17 protein-coding genes are annotated in these 19,105 nt (G+C 41.9%); 9 read left to right on the plus strand and 8 right to left on the minus strand.

Going from position 1 to position 19,105, the window contains the following annotated elements; translation table 11 throughout:
• The first annotated feature begins 234 nt into the window (after positions 1-234).
• The 4 genes from HX021_RS01955 to HX021_RS01970 all read left to right on the plus strand — a co-directional run bounded on the left by HX021_RS01955 (position 235) and on the right by HX021_RS01970 (position 5,544).
• Complete coding sequence (locus tag HX021_RS01955) at positions 235-1,548, plus strand: PDZ domain-containing protein (RefSeq protein WP_286587921.1); 1,314 nt, start codon at positions 235-237, stop codon at positions 1,546-1,548.
• A 307-nt stretch (positions 1,549-1,855) separates the two neighbouring features.
• Entirely contained in the window at positions 1,856-2,740 is an 885-nt protein-coding gene (gene prpB, locus HX021_RS01960) for a methylisocitrate lyase (protein ID WP_286587923.1), read from the plus strand.
• A 60-nt stretch (positions 2,741-2,800) separates the two neighbouring features.
• Entirely contained in the window at positions 2,801-3,952 is a 1,152-nt protein-coding gene (gene prpC / locus HX021_RS01965; protein WP_286587924.1) for a bifunctional 2-methylcitrate synthase/citrate synthase, read from the plus strand.
• A gap of 140 nt (positions 3,953-4,092) precedes the next feature.
• Entirely contained in the window at positions 4,093-5,544 is a 1,452-nt protein-coding gene (locus tag HX021_RS01970; protein WP_286587926.1) for a bifunctional 2-methylcitrate dehydratase/aconitate hydratase, read from the plus strand.
• A gap of 141 nt (positions 5,545-5,685) precedes the next feature.
• Here the strand turns inward: HX021_RS01970 and HX021_RS01975 are convergent, their stop codons facing one another.
• Positions 5,686-7,806 (minus strand): 3-hydroxyacyl-CoA dehydrogenase NAD-binding domain-containing protein, encoded by a 2,121-nt coding sequence (locus HX021_RS01975; RefSeq protein WP_286587930.1) that lies wholly within the window; start codon positions 7,804-7,806, stop codon positions 5,686-5,688.
• Positions 7,807-7,836: 30 nt separating this feature from the next.
• Positions 7,837-9,015: an acyl-CoA dehydrogenase family protein gene (locus HX021_RS01980; RefSeq protein WP_286587933.1), complete on the minus strand. Its 1,179-nt coding sequence runs from the start codon at positions 9,013-9,015 to the stop codon at positions 7,837-7,839.
• Between the two features lie 326 nt (positions 9,016-9,341).
• On the opposite strand from HX021_RS01980, the gene HX021_RS01985 reads away from it, so the two are divergent.
• Positions 9,342-10,526, plus strand: coding sequence for a thiolase family protein (locus tag HX021_RS01985; protein ID WP_286587934.1), 1,185 nt, complete (start codon positions 9,342-9,344; stop codon positions 10,524-10,526).
• 120 nt (positions 10,527-10,646) lie between these two features.
• Here HX021_RS01985 and HX021_RS01990 read toward each other — a convergent pair whose 3' ends face one another.
• From HX021_RS01990 to HX021_RS02000, 3 genes are all read right to left on the minus strand, one after another.
• Positions 10,647-10,865: a hypothetical protein gene (locus tag HX021_RS01990; protein WP_286587935.1), complete on the minus strand. Its 219-nt coding sequence runs from the start codon at positions 10,863-10,865 to the stop codon at positions 10,647-10,649.
• Between the two features lie 331 nt (positions 10,866-11,196).
• A complete protein-coding gene (locus HX021_RS01995) occupies positions 11,197-12,327 on the minus strand; it encodes a DEAD/DEAH box helicase (RefSeq protein ID WP_286587937.1) in 1,131 nt (376 codons plus the stop codon).
• Between the two features lie 192 nt (positions 12,328-12,519).
• Positions 12,520-12,711, minus strand: a complete 192-nt coding sequence (locus tag HX021_RS02000) for a cold-shock protein (RefSeq protein WP_077434921.1) — start codon at positions 12,709-12,711, stop codon at positions 12,520-12,522.
• A gap of 322 nt (positions 12,712-13,033) precedes the next feature.
• On the opposite strand from HX021_RS02000, the gene HX021_RS02005 reads away from it, so the two are divergent.
• Positions 13,034-14,317, plus strand: a complete 1,284-nt coding sequence (locus HX021_RS02005) for a Gfo/Idh/MocA family protein (protein WP_286587946.1) — start codon at positions 13,034-13,036, stop codon at positions 14,315-14,317.
• 89 nt (positions 14,318-14,406) lie between these two features.
• On the opposite strand, the gene HX021_RS02010 is transcribed toward HX021_RS02005, so the two are convergent.
• The 3 genes from HX021_RS02010 to HX021_RS02020 are packed head-to-tail and all read right to left on the minus strand — an operon-like array spanning position 14,407 to position 16,350.
• The gene (locus HX021_RS02010) at positions 14,407-15,027 is read right to left on the minus strand and encodes an alpha/beta hydrolase (protein WP_286587947.1); all 621 of its coding nucleotides are present in this window, start codon (positions 15,025-15,027) and stop codon (positions 14,407-14,409) included.
• Between the two features lie 38 nt (positions 15,028-15,065).
• Entirely contained in the window at positions 15,066-15,365 is a 300-nt protein-coding gene (locus HX021_RS02015; RefSeq protein ID WP_286587948.1) for a GNAT family N-acetyltransferase, read from the minus strand.
• A gap of 52 nt (positions 15,366-15,417) precedes the next feature.
• Positions 15,418-16,350, minus strand: coding sequence for a ring-cleaving dioxygenase (locus HX021_RS02020; RefSeq protein ID WP_286587950.1), 933 nt, complete (start codon positions 16,348-16,350; stop codon positions 15,418-15,420).
• A 379-nt stretch (positions 16,351-16,729) separates the two neighbouring features.
• Here HX021_RS02020 and HX021_RS02025 point away from each other — a divergent pair, with 379 nt between their 5' ends.
• The 3 genes from HX021_RS02025 to HX021_RS02035 all read left to right on the plus strand — a co-directional run bounded on the left by HX021_RS02025 (position 16,730) and on the right by HX021_RS02035 (position 18,955).
• Complete coding sequence (locus HX021_RS02025; RefSeq protein ID WP_286587951.1) at positions 16,730-17,266, plus strand: nuclear transport factor 2 family protein; 537 nt, start codon at positions 16,730-16,732, stop codon at positions 17,264-17,266.
• Positions 17,267-17,397: 131 nt separating this feature from the next.
• Positions 17,398-18,222, plus strand: a complete 825-nt coding sequence (locus HX021_RS02030; protein WP_286587952.1) for a glycoside hydrolase family 16 protein — start codon at positions 17,398-17,400, stop codon at positions 18,220-18,222.
• 154 nt (positions 18,223-18,376) lie between these two features.
• The gene (locus HX021_RS02035) at positions 18,377-18,955 is read left to right on the plus strand and encodes a helix-turn-helix domain-containing protein (protein WP_286587954.1); all 579 of its coding nucleotides are present in this window, start codon (positions 18,377-18,379) and stop codon (positions 18,953-18,955) included.
• The last annotated feature ends 150 nt before the right edge of the window (positions 18,956-19,105 follow it).

Below are 19,105 nucleotides of genomic sequence, written 5' to 3' on the forward strand. Positions count from 1 at the left end.
TCCTCGCTCTTTGTTTATTGATAAGCGAGGGAAGGCATATGTTGTCCTAAGTCTAAGGGTAAGAAATTCCGATCAAAGGAGCTTAAAATTGAAGAAAGATGCAGCAGTGAAGCAGCGGAGGGGGAGGGCTGATCGATGGAATTACGCCATAAGTACTTGATGCAGCTTTTTTTATAGAAACCTTTTTATTCTGAATATTCTTGTTTAAATTGGAAATACCAAATATAAACTTGGATGAAAATTGTATTTTTAACACTGGCATTGCTGTGCTCTCTTTTCACACGGGGACAGGGTGGCTTTGTTTTAAAAGAAAAAAGTAAGGCTAAATTCCCTTTTATTTTTGTTCATAATCTAGTGATTATTCCGGTTCAGGTCAATGGCTATCCCATGAATTTCTTACTGGATACAGGCGTGAAAGAAACCATGATTTTTGGCGAAACGCTGAACTCGATCGATAGCGCGGTTTTTGTCAATAAATTCCAGGGCTTAGGTAAAGATGAAGGGTTAGATGGTTATTTGTCTATAAATAACCAGGTTAATGTGGCTCATGTATATGAAGATCTAGATCATCCAATTTATATTCTCAATAACGCACATATCGATATTTCAACACGTATAGGCGTAGAAATCAATGGTATCATGGGCAGCCGTTTTTTTCAGGGGCATTGTGTTGAATTGGATTTTCTCAAACATCGGATCACCTTATATCAGCAAGGAGTAGTACCCAAAGGGCTCCATAAAATGCAACGCTTACCAATGGATATGATAAATAACAGGCCTTATGTTTCGGTTGCTTTTGATCAGGACTCCACAGAAATCAAAGGCCGTGTCTTGATTGATATGGGAAATAGTGATGCCTTAATGCTCATCCCGGATAGGCTGAAAGGCTTTTCCATTCGATCACCCTATATTTTGGATTATATAGGTCAGGGATTTAATGGTGAGATTTATGGTAAGAGAAACCGGATCAAATCGTTGAAAATAGGAGAATTTACCATGGATTTTCCACTTGTTGCCTACCCTGAATTGACATCCTTGCAGCACGCAGCTTTTGTCAGCGAACGGATCGGCTCCATTGGAAATGAACTTCTACGCCGATTTAAGATTGTGTTGGACTATCCAAATAAGGCCATTTACCTGAGAAAGAACCGCAACTTTGATAAGTTCTACTACCTCAATATGAGTGGGCTTGAAGTTATACATGATGGGATAACCTATGAAAAAGAACAAGTGCCTGTGGCTTTAAAGAAAGATGGAGGAATAGAAATCCGAATGGATAATAGCGTTCAGTTTCGTTTTGTGTTGAGAAATCTATATAAAGTGGCTATGGTCAGGGCAGAGTCACCCGCTGCAATCGCAGGCTTGAAAGCCGAAGACAAAATTCTGAAAATCAATGGCAGGTCAGCTTCTTCTTATTCACTGGAATCTATCAATAATCTATTTAAATCTGAAGAAGGAAAAGAAATACGGTTAAAGATAGCAAGGGCTGAGCAGGAGCTGGAGTTTGAATTTCATTTAAAGGACCCATTGCCATTTCAGCTGAATTAACATCCTGACCATTAGCGGGGGAGGCAGGTCCTATTTTTCTCTATTTTTTTATAACAACAAATAAGTCATTAGAAATGGTTTTTTTGGTGATATACCGTATTTTCTTTGGTTAAATGATGGCAGTGTAGAAAATAATTTGCTGAATTACCGCAATAATTGCTATCTTTAAGATGAATGATCTGACGTCGTGAAATAATCCGAAAAATTATTCCTCAGACTGAAAATAAACTTAAATACTGTCCATTAAATCATCGCTAGATTTTTATCCGGAGGGTTGATGGATTATGCGAATCTAAATTTCGATATTATGATAAATTCTCCAGGTTATCTTTTTAGGGAGGCAATGACGAATGAAAAGCCCTTACAAGTCGTAGGAGCCATCAATGCAAATCATGCCCTTTTGGCCGAACAGGCGGGGTTTAAAGCATTATACCTTTCCGGTGGTGGCGTTGCTGCTGGCTCATTGGGGGTGCCTGATCTGGGCATTACGACACTTCAGGATGTTTTAATTGATGTGGACCGTATTACAAACGTGTGTAAACTGCCTTTGATGGTGGACATTGATACCGGTTTTGGACCCTCTGCATTTAATGTGGCGCGAACGATCAAATCGTTGATTAAAGCTGGTGCTGCTGCTGTTCATATGGAAGATCAGGTGGGGGCCAAGCGCTGTGGACATCGTCCTGGAAAGGAAATTGTTGCTAAAGGAGAGATGGTTGACCGTCTGAAAGCCGCGGTTGATGCACGTACCGATCCGCACTTTGTTATTGGTGCACGTACCGATGCCCTGGCTTCAGAAGGATTAGAACGGACATTAGAAAGAGCTGTCGCTTATAAAGAAGCTGGCGCTGATTTTATTTTTGCTGAAGCTGTCCATAATTTGGCCGAGTATGTGCGTTTTAGCGAAGCAACAGGCCTGCCCATATTGGCCAATATTACCGAATTTGGGCAGACACCTTTGTTCAATCTGCATGAGTTAAGACAGGCTAATGTGTCCATTGTTCTGTATCCCTTATCAGCATTCCGGGCAGCCAACCAGGCTGCAACAGCAGTCTATCACCATATTCGTCAGGATGGTGATCAGGGACAAGTATTGGGGCGTATGCAAACACGGGAGGAACTCTACCAAAGCATCGATTATTATGCATACGAAAATCGATTGGATCAATTGTTCAATAATGATAAAACATAAGGTCAACCTGTTCACCTAACGATGAGAAAGGGTTCGATCATGAAGACTTAAATTATTCAGATGAAAGAGACAAATGAAACTGGTTTTAAACCGAAGAAAAGCGTAGCACTTTCTGGTGTCCCCGCAGGTAATACAGCACTCAGTACAGTAGGGAAAAGTGGCAACGACCTGCATTATAGAGGATATGATATTTTAGATTTGGCGCATCAGGCAAGTTTTGAAGAGGTCGCCTATCTGTTGATATATGGTAATTTACCTACTCAGTCGCAATTAGCGACCTATCAGAGCCAATTGATCAGTCAGCGGGGTTTACCGATCACTGTTCAGCAGGTACTGAAACAATTACCTTCGACGGCACATGCCATGGATGTGTTACGCACGTATGTGTCTTTTTTTGGAAGTGTAAGCCCTGAAAAGGACAATCACTCCATTGCGGGAGCAAGGGACATTGCCAATCGTCTTATGGCCTCTATGGCTTCAGCCTTGTTATACTGGTATCACTTTAGTCAGCATGGCCGTGAAATTCAGGTAGAGACTTCGGACGCTACTTTGGGGGGGCATTTTTTGCATTTGCTCCATGGAAAAGTTCCGCCGGAATCCTGGGTAAAGGCGATGCAGATCTCATTGAACCTGTATGCCGAACATGAGTTTAATGCATCAACTTTCACTGCTCGGGTAATTGCTGGAACAGGATCGGATATGTATTCTTGTATTGCCGGTGCGATTGGGGCTTTGCGAGGGCCGAAACATGGAGGAGCAAATGAAGTCGCATTTGAGATTCAGAGCCGCTACGCGAATGCTGATGAAGCCGAAGCCGATATTCGTAAACGCTTGGCCAACAAAGAAGTGATCATAGGCTTTGGGCATCCTGTCTATAGCATTTCAGACCCGAGAAACCAGGTGATCAAACAGGTTGCCAAAGAATTGTCCGAAGAAGCCGGTGATATGACGCTCTACTTAATTGCCGAACGCCTGGAAAAAGTGATGTGGGATGAAAAGAAGATGTTTCCAAATTTGGATTGGTATTCAGCTGTGTCCTATCATCTCATGGGGGTACCCACTGAAATGTTTACCCCACTGTTTGTATTGTCGCGCATCACCGGTTGGTCAGCACATGTTTTTGAACAACGACAGGATGGAAAAATCATCCGTCCGAGTGCAACCTATATTGGTCCGGATGACCGGCCTTTTGTTCCGATCTCGGAAAGATAGGTTGTTATATTTGTGACTGATAGGATGTTGTGGTGGTTGTTTAAGTCATCGGTATAAGAGAATGCGCTGCCTTAGTCAATAAAAATACAGGTCGCAAAAATAATTAGATAAGGATGTAAGTCCAACCAAGAAATAAAGTAATGAGCTCAACTATAATAAATGAAAGACCTCAACCTGATCAGGTTTTGGAGGCAATTGTGGACTATGTTTTAAATTATAAAATTCAGAGTAAGGTTGCTTGGAACACGGCCTTTTACTGTTTTTTAGATACCATCGGCTGCGGTTTGGAAGCATTGACGTACCCTGCTTGCACAAAATTATTGGGGCCTGTTGTTCCGGGGACGATTGTTCCTGAGGGAGCGAAGGTACCCGGAACAAACTACCAGCTGGATCCCATACAAGCGGCTTTTAATATCGGGACTATTATTCGTTGGTTGGATTTTAATGATACTTGGCTTGCGGCAGAGTGGGGGCATCCCTCTGATAATCTGGGCGGTATTTTGGCCACTGCGGATTGGTTGAGCCGGACGAGAATTGCTAAAGGGGAGAAACCGCTGAAAATGAACCAGGTTCTGGAAGCGATGATTATGGCGCATGAGATCCAGGGAGTACTGGCTCTGGAAAATTCGTTTAATAAAGTAGGATTGGATCATGTCATTCTCGTGAAAGTCGCTTCTACAGCGGTAGTCGGTAGGTTACTGGGTCTGAGCAAAGATGAACTGCTCAATGCAGTTTCTTTGGCTTTTGTGGACGGACAAGCATTGCGTACGTATCGTCATGCTCCAAATACCGGAAGCCGAAAATCCTGGGCTGCAGGTGATGCTACATCCCGTGCTGTGCGATTGGCACTAATTGCAAAAACAGGTGAAATGGGCTACCCATCGGCATTGACCGCACCCGGATGGGGCTTCTATGATGTTTCATTTAAGGGGAATCCCTTTAAATTCCAGCGTGAATACGGCTCTTATGTCATGGAAAATATTCTGTTCAAGATTTCATTCCCAGCCGAATTCCACGCGCAAACGGCTGCTGAAGCAGCGATGCAATTGCATCAGCAGTTGCTACAATTCGGAAAAAATAGCCATGATATTGACCGTGTTACTATTCGGACACATGAAGCGGCGATCCGGATTATCGATAAAAAAGGCCCCTTGCATAACCCGGCCGACCGTGATCACTGTATTCAGTACATGGTGGCGGTACCGCTTATTTTTGGTCGTCTGACAGCCGAAGATTATGAAGATCATGTCGCCGCAGATAGCCGTATTGATGCTTTACGTGAAAAGATCTCTTGTGTGGAGGATCCTCAGTTTACACGAGATTATCATGATCCTCAAAAACGGGCCATTTCAAATGCATTGACGGTTGTATTAAAGGATGGCACTGTGCTGCCAGAACTGGTTGTTGAATATCCCATTGGCCATCCAAGACGCAGGGAAGAAGGAATCCCTAAACTGATTGAAAAATATAAGCGCAATCTTGCCCGTGTTTTTTCAGAAAAACAACAGCAGGAACTACTTGGAGTGACCCTGGATTATGATACTTTTATCGAACAGGATGTTGCTGGTCTGATGGATCTTTTTGAACGTTAATAGAAAGGTATAGGCCAGTACTGAAAGGCCTTTGATAGCGTTCCTATCAAAGGCCTTTTTTTATTGATCGCCCATCTACTAAGAATTTCTTCATGGAATGCCCGGCCATGGAGATCATTTTCCTACCTAGGACATTTGATATTAGGCATGGGATGGCCAGTTTGAAGAGAAACCCTGGTAGAATGCGAAGTTTTTGCCAGCCAGTTCTCGTAAGGATTCAGGAACCTCCCATTGTTCACCATGAGGGATAAACGATTGGCACTCCTGCACAAAGATGGGAAGTGTTGTCTGGTCCATATGTCCAAATACACCGCCTGTTTGTGCGGCGTAGCCCACCCCGAGGATTGAACCGATGTCACCATCGATGGGCTGCTCCAGCACACCTTCTTCGAGGCAACGATAGCTGTCCAATGCCATTACATGTAGAAGTCTTTTACGGATGATCCGTTGATCGGGAATTTCTTTTAGGAAAGTAATAGCCGGGTCCTGCCAGATGATTTTGTTTCTGGAATCTTTATTATAATCGTAAAAGCCTTGTCCCGATTTTCGTCCATGCCTGCCCAGGTCAATCATACTTTTTAAATATGCATATGCACGTTGCTGACTAGGATGCAACGTTGGAAGCTGATCGTAAACATGGAGCATCAAATCCAGGGAAATTTCATCAAGCACCGCAAGGGGGCCAACGGCAAAACCAGCTGCCCAAGCTTCCTGCTCAATCACTGTCGCCGGGATACCTTCAAGCAACATGGTGATGGCTTCCAACAGATAATTGAAAAAAATACGGGAAGTAAAAAAACCTGGGCCATCATGGACAATAATGGGAATTTTTCCCAGGCGTAAAGCTATGGCAACAGCCTTTGTTAATGTACTGTGGCTGGTCTTTTCACCACAGATGATTTCAACCAGTGGCATGCGGTCCACCGGAGAGAAAAAATGCATGCCGATAAAGCACTCGGGCTTGTTTGTTACAGACGCTAGCGTGGTTATTGGAAGCGATGTTGTATTGGAAGCAAAAATACCCTGTTCTGTCAAGTATGGGATGCTCTCACGGCTTACTGTTGCTTTCAGGTTGATATCTTCAAATACAGCTTCTATGATTAGGTCAGAGCCCTGGAGATCAGCCGTGGTAGCACTGGGGGTTATGTTGGAAAGAAGCAGTTGCTGTTGTGCCGTGTTCATCAGCCCTTTGGCCACAAGTTTGTCACATAGATTTACAGCATAGGCTTTACCCTGTTGGGCCTGGGCAAGACTAACATCTTTTAACAGCACTTCAATACCGGCCCGTGCAGCTTCGAAGGCTATGCCTGAGCCCATCATTCCGGCACCGAGGATACCTATCTTACGGACATCAGGGTGTTTGTTAGGCTTGCCTCGATCGCTGTTTTTTGCCTGCTGAATTCCATAATAAAGCGTACGGATCATATGCGCGGGTTCGGAGCTGTTGAATACATTCTGAAAGGCCATCGTTTCTCTAGCAGCAGCATCTTTTAAGTCTGCTACAGGTAAGTCAGACAATAATGCGATCACAGCATTTGTACTCGGTAGTAAGTCTCTGGTTTTCATTTGTATAGCAGAGATGTGTTCCTTGAATTCTTCCGTTGGTGGGGAGCTTTTATGGGTATGGGTGAATGACGTTTGATTGTTCAATATCCAGGTTTTGGCCATGGGGATATTTTCATCTTTGGTACCCAGCTGGTCCAGCAGGCCTAATTCAAGAGCCTCTTGAGCCGTTAGCAGTTTACCGCTCGTTAAGAGGTCAAAGCTATTGCTTGAGCCAATGATCCTGGGTAAGTGGATGGTGCTACCAAAACCAGTGAATAGGCCAAATTTGCTTTCCGGAAAGCCCAGTTTGATTTTGTGATCCGAAATGCGATAGTCCGACCAGAGCATGGCTGCCAGTCCGATAGCTGTACAGCTATCTTCAAAAATAGAAACGATAGGTTTCCCATAAGAAACCCAGTTTGCTGATCTCCGTATGGTGGATTGTATTTCATCAATATTCGCCTGTCCTTGGGCAAATTGTTCAAATAGCTGAACGTAATCCATGGATCCCTGAGGAAGTGGACAGGTATAAACCAGTCCACGGATTTCGTTCTGTTCAAGCAGCTGTGAGACCAAGTCGACGAATTGGCCCATATGGTCTGCAATTTGTGGGTTTATAACTGAAGCATCGCTGAGCGGTCTTACGGTGACAATATGTTGAGCGTCACATTGAACTTCAAAGAGCGGATGTGTGAGATATGTCTTATTTTCATTCATGACAAAGTAGTGTTGTTGTACACGAGCAGTTTATTTTGACCCGGCAATATTCGATGAATAGTTGACTTTATCAATTGTTATTTTAGCGATGATTTCGAGCATAATTTCAGAGGTGCCGCCGATAATAGTGCCTACACGGACGTCCCGATACAAGCGTGCTATTTTATAATCTTCGGTAAAACCATAGCCGCCAAAAAGCTGAATGCACTGATTGATGACCTGAACAGCAAGTTCACTGGCCTGTAGTTTGGCTATGGAGCATTCCTGTACGGCATATTCATTCCGATTTTGGAGATCACAACACTGTTGAACGAAGGCTTTCGTGGTCGCCATATCTGCGACCATTTGAGCAATACGATGGCGGATCGACTGAAATTCCTGGACTTTTTTTCCAAAGACGTCCCGTTGACTGATATAATCCAAGGTATATTTCAATGCAGAATCTGCGGTCGCCAAACTATGGATAGCAGCGGTAAGCCGTTCCAGTTGCAGGCCATTCATCAGGTAATGGAACCCTTCTCCTTCCGTTCCAATAAGCTGGGAAGCCGGTACGCGGACATTGTCAAATCCCAGCTCAGCAGTATCGGATGCGTGCCAACCCAATTTTTTGATCTTATTGGCAGTAACACCTATGGCATTTCGATCAATAAGCAATAAGCTGATCCCTTTGGAGCCCTGATCTGGTGCTGTTTTTACGGCGGTGATAAAAAAATCACCATAATATCCATTGGTGATGAAGGTTTTGGAACCATTAACAATATAATCATCTCCCTCACGGACTGCGGTTGTTTTAATCTGCTTGACATCTGAGCCCGCACCTGGCTCCGTGATGGCCACGGCACTGATCAATTCGCCTGCAATTACAGGCTTTAAATAACGTGTTTTCAATTCTTCGGAACCATATTTGAGCAAATAAGGAGCGGACATATATTGAATGACCAAGGCTGAAATAGCAAAGCCACCTGAAAAACAATGGGACAATTCTTCACAAAAAATCATTGAATAATAGAAATCCAGTTCTAGCCCACCATATGTCTCCGGGTAATTGAGCCCCATAAAACCCATGGCGCCCATTTTCTTCCAGATATTCCGGTCAATTTCTCCCTTTTCTTCCCAATCTTCAATATGGGGAACAATTTCTTTCTGAATAAATGTGCGTAGTGTTTCGCGAAAAATGTGATGTTCAGCGGTCAACCTGCTTGTCTGCATAATCGTTTATTTTACTTTTGGTTATTGTTGGAGCCTAGTTGAATAGGCATTTAATAGGAATGTCTGTCGTAGACATGGATACCTAAACGAATTTAGTGAAAACAAATGGCTTTTTTACAAATTTTTATTGCTTATTTTTTGCTAAATTGACTATGTAGGGAGGTTTATTAAATATTTATTTTTCATTTATTCTGTTTTATTAAAAAAAATGAAATCAGGTTGCTGTATTCTCTCAGTTATATTCTTTATCTTTAGGAGATAGAAGGCGCGGTTAAAGATAACCATTGACCGGCCAGGTTTTAGCAAACAATTATAAACTCAATAGCATGTCAAAGCGTGTATTTATAGTCGCCGCAAAGCGTAGCCCGATTGGGAGTTTTGGAGGTGGTTTATCGTCCGTTGCAGCAACAGCACTTGGTGCCCATGTGGTGCGTTCGGTACTTGATGAAACAGGTATTTCTGGTGAACTTGTTGATGAAATTATCATGGGCAGTGTTTTACAGGCCGGTCTCGGCCAGGCCCCAGCCCGTCAGGTTGCCCGTCTGGCGGGGTTGTCTGATCATGTCACTGCCACCACAGTAAATAAGGTATGTGCAAGTGGGATGAAAGCCATTGCATGTGCTGTACAGTCTATTTTATTGGATGATGCAGCGATTGTAATTGCCGGTGGGATGGAAAGCATGAGCAGGGTTCCTTATTATACCGATAGTCTGCGTTGGGGCGCCAAATTTGGTGAACAAAAGCTGACCGATGGTTTGCAGCGGGATGGATTAAGTGATGCGTACTCCCATGAAGCCATGGGAAATTTTGCTGAATTATGTGCTGAAAGATATAAGATCAGTCGGAAGGAGCAAGATGATTATGCCATAAATTCCTATAAACGAAGCCTGGAAGCATGGCAAAAAAATAAGTTTGCCGCAGAAGTACAGCCCATCACTATTCAAACTCGTAAAGGGGAGCAAATTGTCTCGAGAGATGAAGAGTTTTCCCAGGTCAACTTTGATAAGATTTCCGCGCTTAAACCTGCATTTAAGAAGGATGGAACGGTCACAGCTGCCAATGCCTCGACATTGAGTGATGGCGCTGCGGCAGTACTGCTGATGAGCGCGGAAAAAATGGAGGAACTGGGACTACGTCCGCTAGCGGAGATTATCGCTTATGCAGATGCCGAACAAGAGCCCGAATGGTTTACGACAACACCAAGCCTTGTAACGGAAAAAGTGCTGAAAAAAGCTGGGCTAAGCCTTGCAGATATTGACTACTTTGAATTTAATGAAGCTTTTTCGGTTGTAGCGCTAGCGAATGCCCAAATCCTTGGATTGCCACTCCGTCAAGTGAATGTTTATGGGGGAGCAGTTTCTCTGGGGCATCCCTTGGGTTGCTCGGGGGCCCGAATCGTTGTCACATTGAGCAGTATCCTGCAACAGGAAGGCGGAACATTGGGACTCGCTGCAATTTGTAATGGTGGTGGCGGTGCCTCGGGAATGATTATCAAAAAGGTATTGCTGTAATTCTTCGTCCAGGTAAGACTATACAATTATATATTATCTGGACGAAGGGATTGCTTTTGTTTTTACGACGTTTTGGTACGTTGTTCGAAAATGGGGGCGAGGTCAGTATACATCCTGAAATTATTCTTCATAAAGGCGGCTTGCCTCTACACCATGAAGCGCCAGCTCCGACTCGATTTCCGTAGGATTGAGACGGATGCCTTCTATGGTTAAAAGATTATAAATAGAATCTAAGTCTATTTTCCATTCATGAATACCGTTTAGTTTTTCAACTGCTTGTTTGATCTGGTCCACAAGGCTGGGATGTTGTGCATTGGTTTCGAAAATGAGCTTTTCCATTGTGTTTCATATTAGGCCTGATTCGTGAAAAATCAGACAGGTTTAACCAAAATAGCGTAGACAATCATTTGACCTGCTAATTACAATACTCTCAATATAAGAAGAATAATCTGAAATTAATAGTTTAAAGTGATTAAATTGTAATGAAACTATTAATTTTTGTGATAGATAGGTATGAATTTTGCAGTGTTGCGCAATAAAGGATTCTTTCATTGCCAGAAAAATTTTAGAAGGATTGAGCTGGTTAGTGGTTGACGGTAAAGGATGTCAAAAATATGTTGAGCCCCTATTTTGTTGACGCTCAACATATGCTAATGATTTGAAGCGGAGGTTATTTAACCGCTTTATTGACCTGAATTTTTAATCCGATCAATTTTTCAATGTCAGCCAGATAAGGTCTTTCTTCCACATCACAAAAAGAAATGGCGTGTCCTTCCAATCCTGCTCGACCGGTCCGGCCGATACGGTGGACATAGGTCTCCGGTACATTGGGGAGATCATAATTGATGACCAATGGCAACTGTTCGATATCTATTCCACGCGCAGCAATATCTGTTGCAACCAATATTTTGATGCGACTGTCCTTAAATTCTCCTAATGCTCTTTGTCTTGCATTTTGTGACTTATTTCCATGTATTGCAGCAGCATGGAGACCATTTTTGCTCAACAATTTGACAATTTTGTCCGCACCGTGTTTGGTACGGGAGAAGACAATGGTTCGTTCACGTTTATACTGTTTAAGGAGACTGGTGAGTAATTTTATTTTTTCTTTTTTCTCAATAAAATATACCGATTGATTTACTTTTTCAGCTGTAGAACTTACCGGTGTCACATCCACTTCAATGGGTTTATGAAGTATACCCTGGGCGAATTTGCGAATATTTGCTGGCATCGTCGCCGAGAAAAATAACGTTTGTCTTTTTTCGGGTAACTTCGCCAGTATTTTTTTGATATCGTGGATAAATCCCATATCCAGCATATTGTCGGCTTCATCAAGTATCAGTACCTCTATTTTGTCCAGGAAAACCAATTTCTGATTCATCAGATCCAATAAGCGTCCTGGTGTGGCCACCAAAATATCAACTCCTTTTTTTATTTCTTTAACTTGTTTATCTTGGTTTACCCCACCGAAAATTGTACAGTAATTTAGTTTTAAGTACTTACGGTATAAATTGATATTGTCTCCGATCTGTATGGCCAGTTCACGGGTAGGTGTCAGGATCAATGCCCGGATTGGCGCTGTTTTACCTTGGATATGTCCCTGTCTTTCCGACAGGCGTTGCAGTAAGGGCAAGGCAAAAGCCGCGGTTTTTCCTGTACCGGTCTGGGCACATCCGATGAGATCGTTCCCATTTAATATAATAGGAATAGCCTTTTGTTGTATTGTGGTAGGACTTGTGTATCCTGTCTCAGTAACCGCTTTTAGGAGCGGAGAGATTAAATTGAGTTGTTTAAATTCCATGAAAATATGACTGGGAAATTAGTCTTAAATAAACCCTCGAACGTACTGTTTTCAAAGATATGTACTGGTTTGTTCAATATATCTTAGCTGCTTAGAACATAAATAGGATGAAAACAACAAGGGAGAATACTAAAAAGAAATGGGATAAATCATCAAGAATTACCCCATTAACAAGAAAGTGTATTTTTTGGATTACGCCAATTTTACATTTGTAGCGTTGATTCCTTTTGGAGTTCTTTCTACATCATAAGTTACAACGTCTCCTTCAGATACTTGGTTCTTAAGAGCAGAAACGTGAACGAAAACGTCTGCACTACCATCCTCTGGTGTAATAAAACCAAAACCTTTAGTTTCATTGAAAAATTTAATTTTACCTGTATTCATTATTTTTAATTAAGTTCCGCAAGGTAGGGATAATAAATGAGTAATCTGCTGTTTTTTTATTTAAATCCTCCATTTTTTTTGTGCTGTGAAATTATTTCCAGCCTAATGCTGTCCCCAGGGAGGGCATGCATGGTTTTTCCTGCCAGCTGGATTTTTAAAATACAGCATGACCACAGCCATCTTCTGTAACAGATCGGTAAATGAGGCAAAGGAAACCCTAATGGATTGTCTATATATATTTTACAATGATTTTTGTAAGGTCTAAAATTGATTTCGTAATTTCATCGGGAACTAAAACCACTAGAATTTAAACCAGTATTCCATGAATAGAAAAGACTTTATCAGAACGACGGGTATTTTGGCCGCGTCCTCATTTTTACATCAGGCCCATGCCGTTAATTTTTCAGAGCAACCTATTCGTGTGGGACTTATTGGCGTTAACGGGATGGGGTGGTCGGATCTGAATGCATTGTTAAAGAATCGTCATGTGGTTTGTACTGCGCTTTGTGATGTGGATGAAAATATATTAAAGAAGAGAGCGGCGGAACTTAGGGAAAGAAAGATCAGCGTAGAAACTTTTGTAGATTATAAAAAAATGTTGAGAGGTGCGGCGATCGATGCTGTTATCATTGCGACACCAGATCATTGGCACTGCCTTCAAATGGTGGATGCAGTTAATGCCGGCAAACACGTGTATGTCGAAAAACCTATCGGTAATTCAATTCAGGAGTGCCAGCTGATGGTACAGGCAGCCAAGAAAAAGAATGCAATTGTTCAGGTTGGCCAATGGCAGCGTAGCCAGCAACATTTTAAAGATGCCATTGATTTTGTCCATTCAGGTAAGCTCGGCAAGATACGCCTGGTGAAGGCTTGGTCGTATCAGGGTTGGAAAAGCAGTATCCCGGTTAAACCTGATGAACCGTCTCCTGCTGGTGTGCATTATATGGATTGGCTTGGGCCTGCCGAAAAACGTCCTTTTAACCTTAATCGATTTCATTTTAATTTCAGGTGGTTTTGGGATTATGCTGGGGGGCTGATGACAGATTGGGGAGTACATATGCTGGATTACGCACTGTTAGGCATGAAAGTCTCCGACCCCAAATCCATCATGGCTTCGGGCGGAAAGTTTGCTTTTCCGGACGATGCAGGTGAAACCCCAGACACCATGACTGCAGTTTATGAATTTGATGATTTTAATATTCAATGGGAACATGCGAAAGGCATTGACCTGGGACCTTATCACCGTAATCATGGGGTTGCTTTTATTGGTAATAATGGCACACTGGTATTAAATCGTGCCGGCTGGGAGGTGATTCCCGAAAAGGGAAGGATGGAAGCTGTTGCATTACAACCATCATTAGATAATGGCCTGGAAAAACATATGGAGAATTTTGTGGACGCTATCCAAAAGAAAAATCCACAGTTGTTAAACGCGCCCATTGAGGTAGGTGCACACATCGCTATTTTTTCCCAAATGGGAAATATAGCTTTCAGAACTGGCGAGAAGCTTTATTGGAATAAAGAAAAACAGCATTTCAAGAATAAAACGGCTGACAAGCTTCTTGCTTCGGTGTATCATAATGGGTATAGATACCCGGTTATATAAATCATAGATGCATGTTCGCTTACCAAATAGCCTACCCACAAGGCTGAGTCGATAAGCGAACATGCCTATTCATCCTATGTCCACACCCATTACAGGAATACAAACTGATTGGCGATATCAATTTCTTCTTGATTGATGGAATGCCCAAAGTTTTGATATACTGATAACTTTACATTCGCTTTCATTTCCTCAAGGATCGCCACGGTATCTTTGACCCGTTCCACTGGAACATGAAAATCTGGATTGCTTGTCCCGATAAAAATAGGTGTCTGTGCAAAGTCACCCGTATAATTATTGCGATTAATTTCTTCACCAATCAGCCCGCCAATGATGGCCACTGCACCACCATAACGTTTGGCATGCCGGGCCAGGTATTCGAGCACTAAACAGGCCCCTTGAGAAAATCCAAAGAAATGGATGTTTTCTGCTTTTATTCCTTTGCTTAAAACAAGCGCTACAGCCTGTTCAATGACATTTATGGCCGAGGAGAGCCAAGGCTCATTGTCTTGTACAGGCGCCATGAAAGAGTAGGGATACCAGCTGTGGTTGTCTGCCTGTGGGGCTATCAATGCATAATCCCCAACATTTAAATAAGCAGACATCCCCAGAATATCCTCAGCACTCCCACCACGGCCATGAATCATGATCAGTACTTTTTCGGTCTGTTCTAAGGCCTGACCTGCCATCTTTATATCAATTGAATGCCTCATGGTATTCTTTCGTTTTAATACTTGTTATGTTGTCTGACTTATACTGTTTTCTTAAACCAGACATCTGCATAGGTGTCCGGATGACGGTGAAATTGCGCATTTACGTAAGGACATAAAGGAACAATCTTCATGTTGTTTTCACGGGCATGGGATACAAGTTTCTCCAGGAGTATTTTCGCAAATCCCCTGCCTTCATAAGCTTCATCCACTTCGGTATGATAGACAACAAGGTTGCCATCAATAATTGCAATGCTCATTAATCCGGCTTTTTTATCATCGGAGAATAATTGAAGTTCTCCACGTTGATTTTGGTCCAATACGATTTCAGTTTTTTCCATAGTTTTATTTTTTTAATATTATTTGTTGTGATGCAGTTATTCATCGGGTTCATTAATCGATTTTGGGCAATCCAGCTTCGATCTGTGAACGGTAATTTTCATACTGTTTTGGTAACTTGAGGGTAGTTCCCAAGCTTTCCAATGGTTCATCAACTGTAAATCCTGGATTATCGGTCGCAAGTTCAAACAATACCCCACCTGGTTCACGAAAATAAAGGGAGAAGAAGTAGTCACGGTTGATTTTTGGTGTGATATCCAATCCGGCCGAAAGTACTTTCTCACGATATTCCATCAGTATGTTATCATCCTTTACACGGAAGGCGACATGGTGGTTTGTACCAGCCGCATTTCTTCCATAGGATAAATTCGGATCTTCAATAATATCGACAATATTCGCCGTATCAATACTATCGGTGATTAATCTGTACCGTCCGCCTTCCTGTCCTTGAATGCTGTATCCCAAAACATCTGTCAGAATTTTCAACGTTGGGTCAGCTTGTTTTAATGATAATGTAATGCTGTGGAATCCTTTCAATGCATGCTGATCGTTGAGCTCTTTCGTTGTCCATGCTGTTCGGTTATCTTTTGCTTTAGGTTCAACGAATTGAAGCTGTAAACCATCAGGATCCGTGAAACTGATCAGTCTTTCACCAAAAATTTCATTTTCAGCTAGCGCAATGTGATGTTCTTTCAAACGATTCTTCCAAAATTCAAGGCTCCCTTCTGGTACGGAATAACCGATATGGGTAGCCATACCGGCCCCGTTGGTTCCTTTACCTATGCCTTCCCATGGAAAAAATGTAAGAATGGTTCCAGGGTCTCCTTGTTCGTTACCAAAGTAGAAATGATAAGTGCCCGGATCATCAAAATTGACAGTTTTCTTTACTAAACGAACTCCAAGGACCTGGGTATAAAAATCCAAATTCCGTTTTGCCTGATCAGCAATTGCTGTAATGTGGTGCAAACCTAATATTTTAGTGTCCATATCTATTTTTTTATGTTCTTAACTAACGTAAAATTACGATGGATAAAAAGAAAATTAATTGAACTAGGTTAATAAAAACACAAATGCACGTTTTTGTTTTAATATGTTGGTAACTCTTGCCATGTAAGATGCTTTTCAAAGAAAAGCACCTGAAGTTGGGGACTTCAGGTGCTTTAACCTAACCAATTATTAACCTAAATTTATGAAATGTATATTCTGAATATTATACACTGATATTATTTTCAATTATCATGCCATCTTTCTCAATCGGGGATTTGTTCAGCCTCTTGATCGCGAATGGACCATTCAGCAAACAAAATCGGGTGGCAGGTGTTGTTACTTATTATATAATAGGTATATCCTTGTCAACGATGCGGATATGAAATGGCCTGCACAGAATAGGAGGAAAGCAATGAAAAATAAGATCATGTGTACAATTAAGGGGATGTACTGGGTGTTGCCTGTAACCTTTTTTCTTTGGTGCATTGGATGTCAGCAACCGGTAGAAAATAAGCATGCTGAAGAAGTGCAAACACAGCTGGATCTGAATAAAGAAAACAAAAGAATCGTTTTAGATTTTTACCAGCAGTTGTTTGGGGATAAAGACCTCAAAGCTATCGATAAATATGTTGCTCCTGACTATATTCAACATAATCCCACCGTGGCTGATGGTGCTGCCGCGTTTAAGCTTGCTGCTGCAAAGTGGTTTGAGGGGCAGCCCAAAACAAAAATCGATGTACAGCATATTGCGTCAGATGGCGATCTGGTTTTTATACATCTCAAAAACAAAAATCCGGACGGCAGCCTGAAATCCACGATTGATATTTTCCGTTTGGAGGAAGGCAAGATTGTAGAGCATTGGGATGTACAGCAGGATGTGCCAGAAGAATCAGCAAATAAACACCCCATGTTTTAGGACGAAGACCTTGCCTCTTATTGTTTTGCGACCGGATGCTTCAGAGAAAGGGAAGATTCTTTTATGTGCACAGTAAATTATTTGTAGATTTGGATGTATAATTTGTACTTGGCAAAAAATAACTAATCTAAATGAAAAGAATCCTAGGGCTCAGCCTTTTTTATCTGTTTTTATCTTCATGTACTGTTTCCCATCATCCCAAAGAACATGCTCACGTATATCTACAGCATGCTGGTCGTGAGGCAAAAAAATGGAAGTTGGTATGGGAAGAAAGCTTCAGCTCCGCAACACTGGATACCAGCAAATGGAGCCGGATCCCCGCTGGTGGATCTGACTGGAACCGGCATATGAGCACCGATGATGTTTGTTTTGGATGGGAAAACGGAGAGCTGATTCTGAAAGGTATAACAAATACAGACCGGAGTACAGATGCAAGACCATTTTTGACCGGAGGAATATGGAGTAAAGGGAAATTTGCTTTTCAGTATGGCCGTATAGAAATCAGGGCCAAATTGGGCAGTGCAAAAGGGGCATGGCCGGCCATGTGGATGTTGGCTGAGCTGGACAAATACGGCAAATATCCCAAGAACGGGGAAATTGATATCATGGAACACCTGAATTTTGATGATATTATTTATCAAACCACCCATTCCTATTATACCTTAGATCTAGGAAAAAAAGATCATCCTAAGCACTTCGGCACGGCAGCGATCAAAGCCGGAGACTATAATGTGTACGGGATAAGTTGGTATCCCGACCGGATTGTTTTTCAGCTTAACGGTAAAGACACTTTCACCTATCCGCGCGTAAGTGGCGTTGATCCTTCACAATGGCCCTATGACCAACCGTTTTACATTTTAATAGATCAGCAGCTGGGCGGAAGCTGGGTTGGAGAAGTCGCACCGGATCAGTTGCCGGTGGAAATGCGTGTGGACTGGGTCAAAGTCTATCAATAATAAATAATAGCCAAACACATCGCTATAATCCGCTGGATACATAACTTCAGTACTGATGCACATGATATGTTTGTGAATAACATTCAATGCAATGGAAAGTGATAAAAACTTAACATAGCTTGCACAAAAATAATGTTTACTTTTGAGCCAGATTATGGAAGATAACACAATATTTAAAATCAGCTTTAAGATCAAAGAGATCCGTAAAGAAAAGGGGATTACGATCCAGGAAGTTGCCAATAAGGCTGGTGTTAGTAAAGGACTTATTTCACAAATTGAAAACAACCGGACCATACCATCGTTGTTGGTACTGATCAATATTATCAATGCGCTGGAAGTTGACTTAAATGAATTTTTTAAAGACTTTAATTCCGAATTGGATGCTGGTCCTGTGATTGTCCGAAAAAAAGATAGTTATACCTCTTTCGAAAAAGAGCAGGCAGTGGGGTTTCATTATAAACGTATTTTTACTTCGACACTGGAGAGCTCCACCATGGATATTGTCCTTTTGGAGTTACTTCCTGACGCGGAACGCCCAATGGTCGTGACTGAAGCCTATGAATATAAATATATCATCAGTGGCCAAGTTGAATATTCCTTTCCTGATCAAAAGATAACATTGGAAGAGGGGGACTCCATTTTTTTCAACGGTAGGCTGTCGCATACTCCCCGGAATATAGGGAAGGACAAAGCATTAATGCTGATTGTGTATTTCTTCGACCATAAAAAATAAATAACATTTGTTTATCCATAAAAAAAGCATCATTGAATTATTCAATGATGCTTTTTTTTCATTCCTATGTTTTCTGAAAAAAAGGATATGATTATATTTGTTTATAAATACTTAACAAAAGTTTAGTGTTGTGTTAATTTCCAAAATTTA

It is taken from the genome of Sphingobacterium sp. N143 (assembly GCF_030325625.1).
Lineage (GTDB): Bacteria > Bacteroidota > Bacteroidia > Sphingobacteriales > Sphingobacteriaceae > Sphingobacterium.

Coding starts and splice junctions, on each gene's coding strand:
- HX021_RS01955 (WP_286587921.1), top strand. CDS start 235: ATGAAAATTGTATTTTTAACACTGGCATTGCTGTGCTCTCTTTTCACA.
- prpB (WP_286587923.1), top strand. CDS start 1,856: ATGATAAATTCTCCAGGTTATCTTTTTAGGGAGGCAATGACGAATGAA.
- prpC (WP_286587924.1), top strand. CDS start 2,801: ATGAAAGAGACAAATGAAACTGGTTTTAAACCGAAGAAAAGCGTAGCA.
- HX021_RS01970 (WP_286587926.1), top strand. CDS start 4,093: ATGAGCTCAACTATAATAAATGAAAGACCTCAACCTGATCAGGTTTTG.
- HX021_RS01975 (WP_286587930.1), bottom strand. CDS start 7,806: ATGAATGAAAATAAGACATATCTCACACATCCGCTCTTTGAAGTTCAA.
- HX021_RS01980 (WP_286587933.1), bottom strand. CDS start 9,015: ATGCAGACAAGCAGGTTGACCGCTGAACATCACATTTTTCGCGAAACA.
- HX021_RS01985 (WP_286587934.1), top strand. CDS start 9,342: ATGTCAAAGCGTGTATTTATAGTCGCCGCAAAGCGTAGCCCGATTGGG.
- HX021_RS01990 (WP_286587935.1), bottom strand. CDS start 10,865: ATGGAAAAGCTCATTTTCGAAACCAATGCACAACATCCCAGCCTTGTG.
- HX021_RS01995 (WP_286587937.1), bottom strand. CDS start 12,327: ATGGAATTTAAACAACTCAATTTAATCTCTCCGCTCCTAAAAGCGGTT.
- HX021_RS02000 (WP_077434921.1), bottom strand. CDS start 12,711: ATGAATACAGGTAAAATTAAATTTTTCAATGAAACTAAAGGTTTTGGT.
- HX021_RS02005 (WP_286587946.1), top strand. CDS start 13,034: ATGAATAGAAAAGACTTTATCAGAACGACGGGTATTTTGGCCGCGTCC.
- HX021_RS02010 (WP_286587947.1), bottom strand. CDS start 15,027: ATGAGGCATTCAATTGATATAAAGATGGCAGGTCAGGCCTTAGAACAG.
- HX021_RS02015 (WP_286587948.1), bottom strand. CDS start 15,365: ATGGAAAAAACTGAAATCGTATTGGACCAAAATCAACGTGGAGAACTT.
- HX021_RS02020 (WP_286587950.1), bottom strand. CDS start 16,350: ATGGACACTAAAATATTAGGTTTGCACCACATTACAGCAATTGCTGAT.
- HX021_RS02025 (WP_286587951.1), top strand. CDS start 16,730: ATGAAATGGCCTGCACAGAATAGGAGGAAAGCAATGAAAAATAAGATC.
- HX021_RS02030 (WP_286587952.1), top strand. CDS start 17,398: ATGAAAAGAATCCTAGGGCTCAGCCTTTTTTATCTGTTTTTATCTTCA.
- HX021_RS02035 (WP_286587954.1), top strand. CDS start 18,377: ATGGAAGATAACACAATATTTAAAATCAGCTTTAAGATCAAAGAGATC.